This window comes from Pseudoalteromonas mucoides (assembly GCF_049257175.1).
Classification (GTDB): domain Bacteria; phylum Pseudomonadota; class Gammaproteobacteria; order Enterobacterales; family Alteromonadaceae; genus Pseudoalteromonas.
The window spans coordinates 64,413-78,753 of the sequence record NZ_JBMMUC010000021.1; the positions used below are offsets into that span (position 1 = coordinate 64,413).

Genomic DNA, 14,341 nt, shown 5'->3' on the forward strand with positions numbered 1-14,341 from the left:
TTTACTGCACAGAGCATCAAGCTCAGGTATACTGCGCGCCGAGTCAGCCAAGATAATCGCTGCCTGCAACGAAAATGCGCAGGGGGAGGAAAGTCCGGGCTCCACAGGGCAGAGTGCCAGCTAACGGCTGGGGGGCGTGAGCCCACGACAAGTGCAGCAGAGAGGAGACCGCCAACTTCGGTTGGTAAGGGTGAAAGGGTGCGGTAAGAGCGCACCGGGCCGCTAGTAATAGTCGGTTGCAAGGTAAACTCCACTCGGAGCAAGACCAAATAGGGTTCCTTATGGCGTGGCCCACGTTGGAACCGGGTAGGTTGCTTGAGCCATAGAGCGATTTATGGCCTAGACGAATGATTATCGCTTTCTTAGGAAAGAACAGAACCCGGCTTATAGGCTGACTCAAACTCAAGCGTAAGCATCTGATTTATTAGGTGCTTACGCTTGAACCACTAATCTCATGGCACAAAATTTCAAAAATGTGCCAAATAGTGTGCCAAATAAACTCAATACGTTACTTACACATAGGTAACTTAATGAGACATATCAAACTCCCCGAACACCTCATACTACGAAAAGAACGTTACTATTTTCGTTATGTTTTTCCTCGTAAATTTATCGGCTCCGATATACGCATTTCACTTAAAACCCAACACCTTCATCATGCTTTAAACTTCCTTGAATTAATCAAACCCGAATTAGATAAACTAAAAATACTTGCGAGTGATCGACACAATATAGATACTGAAACTTTAATCACTCAAGCAAAACGTATCTTAATTCATATGAAGCAAAAACTTACCCATGAGCTAAGCAAAAAAATAATAGCAAAAGAAGAACAACGTTATGCTTCAACGGCACACTCTATAAATGGCATTAAAGCAAAGCCGTTAAACAATCACTCACCTACACACTTAAGAACCGCAGCAAACATTATGCTTTCTATTGCAGATGGTGAAACGGGGGAGTTATTAGTTGAAGCTTTAAAAAACAATGATTATGACGTTCTTAATATTTATGTTTTGGTCAGCAAGTACATGGCACTTAAAAATAGTGGTTTAAGTAATGCCAATATTGTAGCTAATAAACAAATCGAAAAAAGTGTTCGTCAACTTGCACGTCAATTAGATACGTTTTTACTCGCTGGTATGTTTAATAGTTCTGAAGTTGAAACAGATGAAGACTTGTTTGATGACTCAGATGAAGACGACAGCTTTTATGCTGATGACATTGATGCAATAGATACTCTCAACAAACACGAGGTAGAGTTTGAGCATGGGTCATTAGAGTATTCAGCATTTAGAAGTATGCTAGAAACCTCAAGAAATCTGCAGGCTAAATACTTAGCCTCTTGCTTAACTAAAGACTCAGAGCAAAAACATTTATTAGATTCAATGTTTAATAAAAGCTTACACACCATAGCTGAAAGTCAGCCAAGTGAAGAAAAACAACAAACTCAAGGCCCACTGTTTTCAGAAGTGTATACCGAGTTTTTAGATTTTAAAGTAAATGCAGGTTTAAGCGATAGGCTTGTAAAAGAATATGCTCGCCACTACAAAGCATGGTGTTTACTGAGTGAAGATAAAGCAATTGAAAGTTACAAAGCGAGTGATATCGGTCGTTTCATTGATCGCTGTTATCAGCTACCTAAAAAGACTCTCGCACCATACAGAAAAATGAGCCTGCAAGAGTGCCTAGACTTCGATGTGCCAGAAGATGACCTAGTTACACCTAAAACTGTTCAAGGCTATTACAAGTGGTTACAGGGGATATTCGCGTATGCTAAAAGAGATACTGTTGAATATATTCAGCATTCACCATGTACTATAAAGCGAGACTTTAAGCAGCGTATACGTGGTGCTTTTAATAGTGATGAGCTTACTAAGTTTGAAACATTTGCAATACAAACAAAATATGCATGGCAAAAGTGGTCACTATTATTAGCCATGTACACAGGTGCAAGGCGCACAGAGATTTACCAGTTAAGAAAACCTGATATCCGTATTGAAGATGGTATTAACTACATTTTAGTGACTAATGAACACGAATCACAACGCCTTAAAACTAACAACGCCAAACGTAAAATTCCTATCCATAAACGCTTAATCGAGCTTGGCTTTTTAGAGTATGTAGAGCAGGCAGAAGAACGTATTTTATATGAAATAACATCGGCTGAGAGTATCACTAGTTGGTTTGGTCGTTTAGTTGTGGAGCTTGAAATACCAAGTGTGAATGAATTAGATGAACTGCGAAGTTATCACAGCTTTAGGCATACGTTCATAAGTAATATACGTAATAACCACTCGTTCGATCTTTCATTAATACAACAAGTTGTTGGTCATGAAATTTCAAAAGGTGGGATTACAGATAAATATACGCATGGTGGAGCTAGTTTGAGGAGAGTAGCCAATGTAATTAATAGCTTTGATGTTTAAATAACAAAGCCCACTTTATTTTCACAATGATTTGATAGTTTCGGAACGATCTAAACTAACACTTTTAATTAAGTTGGGAGGCATCTATTGTATATGCTTTAATAGATGTGATGGGTACTAATGTTGCAAAAGACAGTGCCAAAAATTAATAAACCATGGGAAGTACAGACAGTAGTATTTGTTATTAAGATTGGGATAGCTTTTTTACTTTGTTTACAATTAATAATAAGCATGTCTAAGTATACACCTTCACCGCGAATGTTCACTAGAAAAGGATTTAATTGTGCCTACAGAAGTGCAAAAGCTTTCTCCACTTGGTGATAAAATTGTCGATAAAGCCATAGATAATGTCACTAGAAAATTAGTTGCGGGTGTTCGCAATAGAAAAAACTCACGACCCAATGCAAATTCTTCAGATGTTAAATCAGAAGTAAAAGATGTATTAGGTGCTTCAACTACTGCGAGCACGATAGATATAGCAGGTCGAACTTTGGACTGGAAAGAAGTTATAACTAAATCTTTTAGCCATGGTGTTAGCTCGCTTTCAACGATTAAATTTGATAGCGAGTTTACAGTCACAGGTGGTGTTGCCACAGGGCTAGACTCTGCTCATGATGGTCCAGGTGTTTACGTGGTTTATGATAAACGAGGAGATCCTGTTTATGTTGGTGATGCAGAAAAAGTTAAGAAACGCTGGAATGCAGGACATCTAAATGAAAATAAGCAAAAAGCTAAAAATGGTGAACAATATAAGCTCGCGGCTGAGCTTGAAGAGGGATGCACTGTCAGGGTTCTTCACACTGATACAAAAGAAACAGCTGCGGCGATTGAGGCCAATTTAATTGCTAACCATAAAGATGAGCTGAAAAATAGTAAAGAGGAGCTTAAGAATCAACAAGGAACCCGTTCTAATATTGAAGCTAAAAAAATGAAAGAACGGTTAAACTCAGCTGGGAAATTAGCAGCTGGTGCCGCTAAAGAAGTCGGAGAACAAGCTTTAGCGTCAGCTATTGAAGGTTTAATAGCATCATCAATTAAGCACCTAAAAGTCGAATTGGTTGATCTATTTAAGGGTGGTAAGACTAAGGCAATTGACCGTGTGAAACGCTTTTTAGAAGCTGTATTGAATGACATTAAAAATTTAAAGACCAATTTTCGACAAATGTTAAAGGGTATTTGGGAGGCAATTATTGGTCTGGTGAGTCAAACAATCGCTCAAGTTTATAACCTTGCACGTAATATTTTTGATTTAGCGGCAAATGCATACAGTATTTATCAAGGTAAAGATTCGATGAGTACTGAGGAGATGCTTAATAAGATTACTGAAACTATTGTTATTTCTGGCTCTCTTGCTTTATGGGATTCTCTAGATGTTGTTATTGAAGGAATGATTTTTCCCTATACAGGAATTTTTTCGGGAGTGATAGCTGGTATTATTTCAGCTATAGGATTCGGTATAACCAGTCATATACTCTCTAAGTATGTTCCTAAGCTAGTTCAATACATATTGGGGGTCGGTTTATCTCATAAAATGGCTTTAGAAGCGCGTCGTTCTTCTTATCTTCAGCTTGTTGAAAGCTATAAACTAAGTGAAGAGTTATATGAATCAGCAGGTGCATTATTGCAATCCGAGCTTCGTGTAATGAATCATATGAATATCATGAAAGCAAAATTTGGAAAGCCTAGCATTAAAGTAAATACAATAAAAACACGAGACTTTTTAGGTCAATTAAAGGGATATGGAAATGAATAAACTAGTTTTACGACAAAGAGCAAAATCAGGTGAGCTAGTCGAAAAAAGTATCGGTGATTTGTTAGGAATGCTTGATCAGATTAAAAACGCGTTAAAAACTACCGAAGAATTGACCAATAAAGCAGAGGTATTTGGGGGAAAAGGTCGGTTCGAGGCTATTTTTTCTGGTATTTCAGGGAAGTCGGATAAAGAGCTAGCTAGCATTATTCAGGGTTTAGGTGCAAATGTTAAAGTAACACAAGAGGTGGTTAAATTTCTGATTGAACTCGCACAGCATAAAAGTGTTGTTCAAGAAGGTTTTTTAAGTGCTCTAGATAAAAAAATTGAAGAGCAGCAAAGTAAACTACATCAGCTTGGCAAAAATGACGGTTCTTTGGATGAGAATACGAAACAGGTTGAAACAGCAGTACTAACTCTTTATAGGCAAGTGCACGCCCAAGTTGAAAGTGAAGTAGAGCTTCGCAAAAATGTAGACCAAAATATGCAAAACATCGGTGCACTTTACGAAGAGCTTGTTGCAAAAGGTCAAACAGATGCGGAGCAGGCGGAGAAAATATCTCAGCTTATCAAAGCAATGCGTGAAAAATCATATAAGCTAGAGGAGATTCGTTTCTCACTAGAAGCTAAAGAAAAGCATTTGAATGAATTAGCGGAGACCGTTGAAAAGCAAAGTGAAAAGCTATCAATTCTCGAACATGGATTAGAACTAAAAGCGCTTAAACTTGAACAGTCTATTGGCGATATTCAAGAAAACACCAGCGCAGATAAATTGAGAGAAAAGCGTATAATTAAACTTGAAGCAGCTACGGTAGCTTTAGAGCAGCGCAAGGTATCTCAAGTGCCAGCTTACATTGCAATAGTTTTAGCCGTCGCTGCCGTAGGTAGTTCTATATATTTAAGCTTATAATATTTAAAAAGCTCACACCAACTAACGTTAATACATATTAACGTTAGTTGGTAATTGAGATAGTTTGGGTGAGCTTTTCAAGCTCCTTTATTAATGAGTTATATTTTTTAATAGAGTCTGCATCCATACACTCATAAAGATTATGAAACTTTATTAATGATATTAAAAATGATCTATAGCCTAGTGCTTTATTTATTATTTGATCGTAACAGTACTTTTCTAGAAAGGATTTTTTAGGTTCAAATTTAAATTTCATTTTTTGTATGTTCTTTTTGAAAACCTTTTTCATTATTGTCACATTATCAGTGCCTTTATTTTTTTCATGCAATAATTTTTCTATAATTTTCAGTTTCTTATTAGAAATACGTATTGTTCCTAACCTTTTCTCATCTTCACTTCCGTCAATCGTATATCCTTTTATAGATATTAGCTTCTTAGCAGATAATATTTTGCTATTGTTTATTTTAAAACCTCCACTAGATAATAAGAAACAGACTTCATTATGAAAAAAAGCCGATTGAATGGTATTCAAGTTTTTAGGCGAAGAAAATAATAAGTCATCGGCATATCTAGTGTATTCAATGTTATATCTGCTACATAACATTTGGATTAAAATATCAAACTTCCTAAAAATAATATTTGATATTACTGGGGAGGTGCTAAATCCAATAGGTAATATTTTTTTCTCTAAAAACTCTTTGTTTTTAGAGTCTCTAGGTAAGTTCACTGTTACCAAATTTATAAAGCTATCAACCAGTAACGATCTTGTCTTAGTATTTACTATTTGTGCCTTAAAGTAAGAGTCAAAGGATTCTTTAAGTAAATCTTCAGATATTGAATGAAAGAAGTTCTTAATATCTAACCGTAAAAAGTTATAGTTCTTACGGTGAGGCTCAAGGAAATTTAAATAAGAGGTTTGAGGTCTAAATGCTTTTGCAGAATTGTTTAGAGGGATATTGTTTAAGAATTTTGAAACAATACTATTATGGCTTTTACTCAGATCTGAACTTTCTTGAACTTTATAAAAGAACTTTTTCCCTGATTGAAACTCAATGACCTCATTGAAGCTTATGGGTGGTATACCTGTAACTCTAAATAAAGAGTATTTTCCTACAACAAGTTGATCAAAAAAAGTAGGGTTGTCAATTTCACTCATAAATTATTGTTTCCGCTTTGATACAAGATCATCTTTTCACTTAGTGGACTAAAAGGCAGCCTAGTCGACAAGTATCCCGATTAACCATTAATGGGCTAGGAGTGTCTAGCACTCACTTACCTATATTAGCGTAAGTCCCTACTCTATCGAAGCGGAAACTTTCTTAAGAATAACAGATAGCTCCATAAATGTATTCTCAAATTCTGCTTGGAGGATAGTTTGATTTTTATTAGTCATTTTTATTAAATAATTAAAACTAAAATTTATAAAGCTAGTAACCCAGCCGCCTGTTTTTGCAATTTTATGTGGGTATGTTGAGTTGAGTTCATTAGAAATAAGAGTGACTGCATTAGAAATTTTATCAGATACATATTGATAGTTTTCATTATCACGACCCTCCAGAAGATTTGTTTTCCCATTGAATACAAGCCTAAATATAGTAATCAACTCGTCTTCGGTAAGTTGTAAAGCCTTTATCTGAACGATTAAATCTTTTATATAAGATACTCTTACTTTTCTAGACTTGGAGATACTAGAGGTTGTTAGTTTGCCTCTGAATGGAGGGAACTTAAATATACTTTTAAATACCTGTTTTATATTCATATGTGAGCCGAGCTTAGGGTATAGAGTATCTATGGTTTTATTTACGTCTCCACTTCCACCAACACATGCTATATATAGGTACTCATTAAATAACCACTTATAGAATATTTTAATTGTTTTCTTATTAATTAGCGCACCTTCTATTGTTGTTGAAAAAAAGTAGGTGTTTAATGTTCTTAAAGTCGTAATGTTGATTCTTTTAATGAATTCATTGTATTTGAAAATTTCGTAGTCAGTTTTATCTTCGTTCGAGTTTTTTTCGTTTTTGTCATGACTAATTAAGTATTTGATGTTTGCACCTTGCGTATACTTTTTGCTCCCATAGATAGAAAACTTATAAGGTTTGGCTAGTTCATATAGATCGATAGTATCATTCCTGAAAGTTAATGTTGATTTAGGGAAATCATATTTTAGTAACTTGTCTGCGTCATAGATAACAAGATAAGGTATTGCTACATTTGCAGAGCGAGGGTTAATAGAGTTGAGCATTACTTTATTAGTCTTATAAGTATCAACAAGACGTAGCCGTGGAAATAGCTCCATTAATTTTTGGTTTCCAAAAATTTCTAATTCGGTTTCACCTTCAACAAATAAGATGTAGTCACTAAAAAAAAGTCTAGCTTCATTATCTGAAAAAATATTAATAAAACGCTTGTCTGGGAAGTGTGTATTTAAAGTTGTCACTTTAGTTGATGCTTTCTTTTTTTTAGAAAAATGCAATAGCTGGTGTTCTTCTTCTCCTTCGAATAGTCTAACTAACTGTTTGACTATATTAGGTGAGTGGGTAGAAAATATTATTTTAGGGTAGGGAGTAGCATATTTATTTTTTTGTTTTCCTTCTTCACTTTTTTTATATAAAAAGTAGATTTCATGAAGTCTATAAATTAATTCTTCATTCCTTTTTGGATGTAAACCTATTTCTGGTTCATCTATATAAACTGAAGGAGTAACAAATTCTCGCCTAGTTAGTGCTATGATTAAACTAAGAAATAGTTCTAAATATTTATGTGAGTTAGTCCCATCAGAGTGAAATTCCAAATCCATACCATCTATATTGAAATTTTGGCCTCCCAAGCCAACCTTGACATAATTTAAAACTCGCTCTTGGTAGCTATAGTCACTCCTTTCCGTTATATCATCGATTTTTTCAATATAATCTTTATATGACCCACTTTTTGCAGATATTTTATCGTTTAAGAAATTAACAACGTCTTCTTTCTTTAGAGACCTTGTATTTAAAAACTTAACTTTACTTATCAATGACCATAATTTTCGCCAGTCATATAACTCTATTTTCCGAGTGTCGATCGAAAAGAAAGGGTATACCCTACTTATTATTTTCAATATTTCATGGTCTTTTATTGACCAGAAGATTGAATCATCTTTTCTAATTGTAAGTGTAACCTCTATATAGGGCTGCTTTTCTGTAAAGTTGCTGGTGCCAGCGAAAGGAAATACAAAACCTTTATTAAACTCACCAGTGAACAAGGTATTATAAATATGTCTTTGATAGTCACTTTTTTTACGATTGGATGTAACAACTTTTTTTAAGCGTGTTATGTCAAAACCTAAGCTAATAGAGCCTGTAGGAGTGTATTCAGAGTTTAATTTAGGTGGAATGGCTTGCTCACCGTCCATTTTTTTATAAAAGTAGTCAATTAACTTAAGGAGGTTAGATTTTCCAGAGTTATTTTTTCCAATAATACAGTTGATATCTTTGAAGTCATTAATAACAAAGTTGTCAAATGAGAGTAAGTTATTTATTTTAATAGACTTCAAGCCCATAGCTCATTCCTTGAAAGTTAATTTTTGAGATTTTAAAGACTACATCCTACTCTAATCAATGAATAAGTTCACTTAATAAGGCTTAGAGATGAACGAGTAACACTCGTAGATATTAGTCAAAAACAGCCCTGGTTTTAAGTAGTTAGTCATGTATACCGACTATACGTTTATGTATAAAAGGTATCTACTATGTCTAATTACACACCTACAGAATGCTACTTAAATAACTTAGCACCAACAGGGCGAAAGGCTGTTATTTCACTGATAAAAAGTGTTAAAAAAACTTTATTATTGACTGAGAAGCTAGCCGCATTACCACTTCACAAGTTAAGTTTTGAGCAGCTTTCTAAACTTAAACAAAGCTTAGTACTCAATAATAAGTCAGCTAGAACTATCCAACTTACTTTTCAAGTTATTAAAGCCATAGCTAAAACTGCTTTTTTAATGAATTTAATTGAGCAGCACGAACTTGAAAAGTTTAATGTTCTTAAGCTACCCCATATAGAACCAAGCCTAAAGGGTAAGTCACTTACTGCCACACAGCTAAAAAGCATGTTAAAACAGCCCTGCACACCACCTTCAGTTATTAACGTACGTGATATTGCATTATTGGCTTTAATGGCTGGTGCGGGATTAAGACGATCTGAAGTTTCGGCCTTAAAGCTTAGTGACTTTTCAATAGATGATCAGCTAGTTGTTATCCATAAGGGAAAAGGAAACCGTACTAGAACGCAGTACTTACCAGTGTGGGTATTAGAGTCTTTAAGCTCATGGCTAACGGTACGTGGTAAAAACGAGGGGCCATTATTTTGCGTGGTTTTGAATGGTAAAGTTATTCAAGCCCGTGGTATTTCACCTGAGACTATATATAGCGTTGTAACGGCCAGAACTAGGCATGCTTTAGGGGAAAAGTTTACACCCCATGATATGAGACGGACTTATATTTCATCACTATTGGCTAATGGTGTGGATATTTCTACAGTGAGTAAGTTGGCTGGGCATAATAGCATTTTAACCACACAGCTATACGATAAACGTGGCGCGGACAGTTTAAGGCGCGCTGTTAATACTTTATCTGTGAATGGGTGAGGTGATTATGATTAAGTTGCTAATTAGCCAATTTACTAGCCATTATGGTATCAAGTTAATAGAGTCAGGCTTGTTTGATGAGGATACATTTGAGCAATATAGCCATAGGGAAGTACAGCAGTTATCTGGTTCAAAAAGATCAAATTTACCTATTGATCTGGATGAACTATATGCCTCACTTATTGAGATAACTACAGACTTTGACCAAAAATTACTTTCAAAAAATTGCCGTTACTTTAGCAAAAGTATCGGATTGCCAAGCAATGCTAACTCCCTTATTGAGTTTATTGTTGTTGGTACTCTTAAACCAACCATTTTTAAGTTTATAGAGCAGTTTATTACTAAATCTGCGTACTCATATTCAGATGCATTCAGTGTGTTATTAGGGCTTGGGGAAATTGAGCTGGAAGAGTGTTTAGAAGCACTTGAATCGATTGGATTATATAAAAACCGAATTTTTGACTACGAGTTACCATTGCTCCCCAAATCTCTTGCCCATTATTTATTTACTAGCCCCCAATACAAGACTAAAGATGCACTAGGGTTATTTTTAAAAAATGAAGAGCCAGCTAGTTACAAGTTAAGCTCTTTTGGCCATAGGGATACGTTACACTTAAAACACTTATTAAGTGGTTGGAAGGGATCAAATAATAAAGGCTTAAATAGATTGATATATGGGGCTGTTGGTACGGGTAAATCTGAATTAGCTAAGTCTTTATGTAGTAATGCTGATCTAGTTTTAATGAAAGTTAAATCTAGCTCTGAAGTTGATGCACAAGTTGAAAGACAGTTAGGCACAAAGTCTTCAACCAGCTACCGTACTCATAACTTATCTATGGCGCGTAGGTTAATGGGGGACCGCCATGATGGAGTGTTACTTATAGATGAATGCGAAGACATATTCGATGTAAATATGTTTGGCTCTAGTGAACCAAAAGAGCTTTTGCATAGCTTAATTGAAGAACCTAATGGTGCAGCCATATGGATAACGAACCATATTGAAGATATCCCTGAAAGTTGTGTACGGCGTTTCGATTTTGTACTTGAAATGCCCCAGCTAACGAAGGAAAAGCGTTTAGAACATGCCCTAGGGTACTTTAATGAGCTAAAAGTAAGCCAAAGCTTTATTGAAAAGGTGGTTTCGAATAAACACCTAAGCTTGGCGAATATAAGTAAAGCCAGCCATGGCGCTAGTCTATGTGGTTATGAAAGTGAAGCTGCACAAGAGTTTATTGATTCATATATTGAAGGGGTAATGGTTGCATCGGGTGTTGATTTAAACCAAATGCATTACAAACCAGAGCTTAAGTTTGACCATACCAATATTAACTTAAAGGGCTCGTTTTCTAACCTTAATGATATAACCAACGCCCTGAATAACCATCATGGCGCAAGAACGTTATTATTTGGCCCTGCGGGTACTGGCAAAACAGCATTTGTTAACCATGTATGCCAAGAAGCTGGTTTTGAGCTAATTAGTGTTCAGGCTTCAGATATATTGAGTAAATGGGTGGGGGAGAGTGAACAAAATATAAAGAACTTATTTATACGGGCTACAGAAGAAGGTGCGGCTATATTTATCGATGAAGCCGACAGCTTATTTTCAAGCCGTGAGGGTGCCACAAACAGCTGGGAGGTTCAGTCAGTAAACCAACTATTATGTAACCTTGAAATGTTTGGACTTCCTTTCTTTGCCGCCACCAATTTTAAAAAGCGTTTAGATAAAGCTTTATTGCGCCGTTGTGACTTCAAGCTTGAGTTAGATTACTTAACACCTGAACAAGTATCACGAATGATATTAAAGTTAACAGGCAAAAAAGCCTTGGCTAAAAGTGAGAGCGCTAAATTGGCTGGTTTAGATCGTATAACTCCCGGTGATTTTAGCGTAATAGCCCGAAAAATCCGTTTTACTGGCGAAGATATATCAGTAGTGGCTTTAATTGATTGCTTATATGAAGAGCAACATTTGAAAAACGTTAAAAAATCAAGGATTGGTTTTTGATACTTAGGCGTTTTGAATATTAATTTTAGAGTAAGTTATGTATGCTTATTAAATTAAATGTATGGTTATTTTAATTATAATAAGTAGATGAAATGGAAAATTTAAATTCAACTGTAAGACATAGAACTTCAACGGCTCAACATGACTCTTTGCTTGCTTCTACCCAAAGTGATCGTGCCAGATTAATCTATTCTGCTGCGTTTAGAAGACTTCAACAGAAAGCTCAAGTTTTTTCTTTAGAAAGTAATTCATCAGTTCGTTCTAGATTGACTCACTCTATTGAAGTTTCTCATATCGGTAGATATATAGTTGCTAGGGTTTTAGAAAAAATAGCTGAATCAGAAATGCCTGATGAGACCAAAAAGTATTGGGACATAAACAGTCTTTCATTATCAAATATAGTAGAAACTGCTTGCTTAATGCATGATATTGGAAACCCTCCTTTTGGTCATTTTGGCGAGGCCGCTGTATCAGAATGGGCAGAATCGGTAGCTCAAAAAGACTGGTTTGAAAGCCTTTTTAAAGATGAAGGTATAAGGAAGTCATTAACTTTAGATCTCACTCATTTTGATGGTAATCCACAAGGCTTTAGAATTATTACAAAATTACAGGGGGATGATGGGTTTTACGGTCTAAACTTAACATATACCCAGTTAGCTGCGTTTTTAAAATATACTTATAGTTCGGCTGAGAAAACAAAAAATGAAAACGCTCCTTTTAGTAAAAAAATTGGCTACTTTAGTACTGAAGAGGAAGTAATTAAGTCGGCTTGGAAAAGTTTAGGGATGCCTGAGCATAGTAGACATCCTCTAGGTTTTTTAATGGAGGCATCTGACGATATTTCCTATTGTATTAGTGATATTGAAGATGGGATAGAAAAGAAGATCATAAATATGGATCACTTTAAAGAAAAAGTGGTACATGGTTTAACTGAGGTTGCAGAAAAGTATAACAATCCGAAAATTTGTAAAACATTAATAGACAAACTTGAGGGAACTAAAGGTAACACTATAGGTATATTTTTGAGCTTCAAAACAGAATTGTCTAATTTTTTAGTTGACTCTGTAGCTGAAAAGTTTGTTACTAACTATGAAAGTATAGTTAATTTTAGAGAAAAAGAGGAACTGGTTTGTAAAGATACTTTAAGTTACGACCTGCTTAAAGTACTAAAGGTATATACTGGTAACTACTTATTTACATCAGAAGAAGCCGAATGTATGGAGCTATCTGGCTTCAAAATTATTTTAGGAATTCTTGAGGAATTTGAGTGTATTCTTAAGCTTAAGAAAGAGCATTTTCTTCATTTGTTAAATAATAATTTTGATGGAATTAAACAAGAGACGTTACATAGGCAGAGGCGATTATTTAATCGGTTACCAGAAAAACATTTAAATGCATATAAAGCAGCAATTTTAAGCTCATCAATTCCTGATTTTGAGCTAAAGTGCGATCGAGATAGTGCGAATCTTAACAATGAGTTTGAAAAGCGAATACGCGAGCTAAATAATGAGATTGAGTGGAAGTTAAGGTTACATTTAATAATTGATTTTGTTTCTGGAATGACGGATCAATTTTCGATGGAGTTTTTTCAAATGGTGAAAGGTATAAATGTTAGCAAATGATCCTAATGGCTCAACAAAACGGGTGAAGCTAAGTCGTCACCCGATATTTTGGGTTAGACAAGTTATCGAGACTTATTCAAATAACTTAATTACGCTTAACCTGAGTAGATATCGTTATGAACCACAATCATTCAAAGATGATAGGCAAGAGTTCTCTATATCAGCTTTAGACTTGAATGAGACTAACTTGTTGACAGAGTTGGTTAACCTTGATTCTGATTACGAACTTGCCTTTCATTCAAAGCTATATTTAAACTCAGAGATATTACATTTACCAATGATTGACTTTGGGTCTAAAGGAGCTGAACCTTCAGCATCAGGTATGCTTAAAGAGCTATGCAATTATTGGGAGATGGGATTTAATATATTCTCAAGTGGTCGTTCCTATCATGCATATGGTAATAGACTTTTAAATCATGAGCAGTGGTTACAGTTTATGGGAAGTTTATTACTATTAAATAAACCAAGTGGTTATAAACTGATTGATGAAAGGTGGGTGGGCCACAGAATTATGGGGGGCTATTCCGCTTTAAGGTGGAGCAAGAATACTTCTCATTATAAAAAGTTTCCTACACACTGCGGTTTTGTATCTGGAACACAGTTTTTTGTGGGTGATCATTTTCCACCTCCACCTCCATCTCTAACCAGGTTTTAGTTAATTGATGCAAAGGGGGTACTCTTCTACCCCCTTTGCATTTAATTCGAGTGACAAGCATTACAGCAGTAATAACAACCGTTTGTTTTATGTTCAGGCCACTTGTCTTTTGCTTTTAAAACTGCGCTAGAGCATGATTGATGGTTTCCAAGAGGAATCTGATTTTCAAGCTCAGGCAAAAACGAGCAGCCAGTACTTTTATTGTGAATCTCATGATCACCATTATTTTGCTAGTTCTTATTTATTACGAAATATTCTACTTTTTTAACTCTCTTTGTTGTTTTAATTTGAACCTATATTTTTCGTTCGAAAAATAAGCTTGAAGTAATTAGAAGTGTGC

Annotated in this window: 9 protein-coding genes and 1 other RNA gene; 8 read left to right on the forward strand and 2 right to left on the reverse strand. The window is 35.3% G+C overall.

Annotated elements, in window-relative coordinates:
* Positions 1–39: 39 nt before the first annotated feature.
* The 4 genes from rnpB (at position 40) to AAEU30_RS19385 (ending at position 5,089) form a co-directional block, all read left to right on the forward strand.
* An RNA gene (rnpB, locus tag AAEU30_RS19370) (RNase P RNA component class A) lies at positions 40–403 on the forward strand.
* Between the two features lie 127 nt (positions 404–530).
* Positions 531–2,429, forward strand: a complete 1,899-nt coding sequence (locus AAEU30_RS19375; RefSeq protein WP_421961960.1) for a DUF3258 domain-containing protein — start codon at positions 531–533, stop codon at positions 2,427–2,429.
* 283 nt (positions 2,430–2,712) lie between these two features.
* Positions 2,713–4,182 carry a GIY-YIG nuclease family protein gene (locus tag AAEU30_RS19380; protein ID WP_421961961.1) on the forward strand — a complete coding sequence of 490 codons (1,470 nt, stop codon included), beginning with the start codon at positions 2,713–2,715 and terminating at the stop codon, positions 4,180–4,182.
* Positions 4,169–5,089 carry a hypothetical protein gene (locus AAEU30_RS19385; protein WP_421961962.1) on the forward strand — a complete coding sequence of 307 codons (921 nt, stop codon included), beginning with the start codon at positions 4,169–4,171 and terminating at the stop codon, positions 5,087–5,089. Before AAEU30_RS19380 ends, AAEU30_RS19385 begins: the two co-directional genes overlap by 14 nt.
* A 43-nt stretch (positions 5,090–5,132) precedes the next feature.
* Here the strand turns inward: AAEU30_RS19385 and AAEU30_RS19390 are convergent, their stop codons facing one another.
* Positions 5,133–6,245, reverse strand: a complete 1,113-nt coding sequence (locus tag AAEU30_RS19390; RefSeq protein ID WP_421961963.1) for a reverse transcriptase family protein — start codon at positions 6,243–6,245, stop codon at positions 5,133–5,135.
* A 138-nt stretch (positions 6,246–6,383) separates the two neighbouring features.
* A complete protein-coding gene (locus AAEU30_RS19395) occupies positions 6,384–8,633 on the reverse strand; it encodes a retron Eco8 family effector endonuclease (RefSeq protein ID WP_421961964.1) in 2,250 nt (749 codons plus the stop codon).
* A gap of 189 nt (positions 8,634–8,822) precedes the next feature.
* Between AAEU30_RS19395 and AAEU30_RS19400 the strand changes: the two genes are divergently transcribed.
* The 4 genes from AAEU30_RS19400 (at position 8,823) to AAEU30_RS19415 (ending at position 14,001) form a co-directional block, all read left to right on the forward strand.
* Positions 8,823–9,722, forward strand: coding sequence for a tyrosine-type recombinase/integrase (locus AAEU30_RS19400; RefSeq protein WP_421961965.1), 900 nt, complete (start codon positions 8,823–8,825; stop codon positions 9,720–9,722).
* 7 nt (positions 9,723–9,729) lie between these two features.
* Positions 9,730–11,724: an AAA family ATPase gene (locus AAEU30_RS19405; protein WP_421961966.1), complete on the forward strand. Its 1,995-nt coding sequence runs from the start codon at positions 9,730–9,732 to the stop codon at positions 11,722–11,724.
* A 92-nt stretch (positions 11,725–11,816) separates the two neighbouring features.
* Positions 11,817–13,346 (forward strand): dGTPase, encoded by a 1,530-nt coding sequence (dgt, locus tag AAEU30_RS19410; protein ID WP_421961967.1) that lies wholly within the window; start codon positions 11,817–11,819, stop codon positions 13,344–13,346.
* Positions 13,333–14,001 carry a primase 1D-like protein gene (locus AAEU30_RS19415; protein ID WP_421961968.1) on the forward strand — a complete coding sequence of 223 codons (669 nt, stop codon included), beginning with the start codon at positions 13,333–13,335 and terminating at the stop codon, positions 13,999–14,001. The genes dgt and AAEU30_RS19415 overlap by 14 nt, the downstream gene beginning before the upstream one ends.
* The last annotated feature ends 340 nt before the right edge of the window (positions 14,002–14,341 follow it).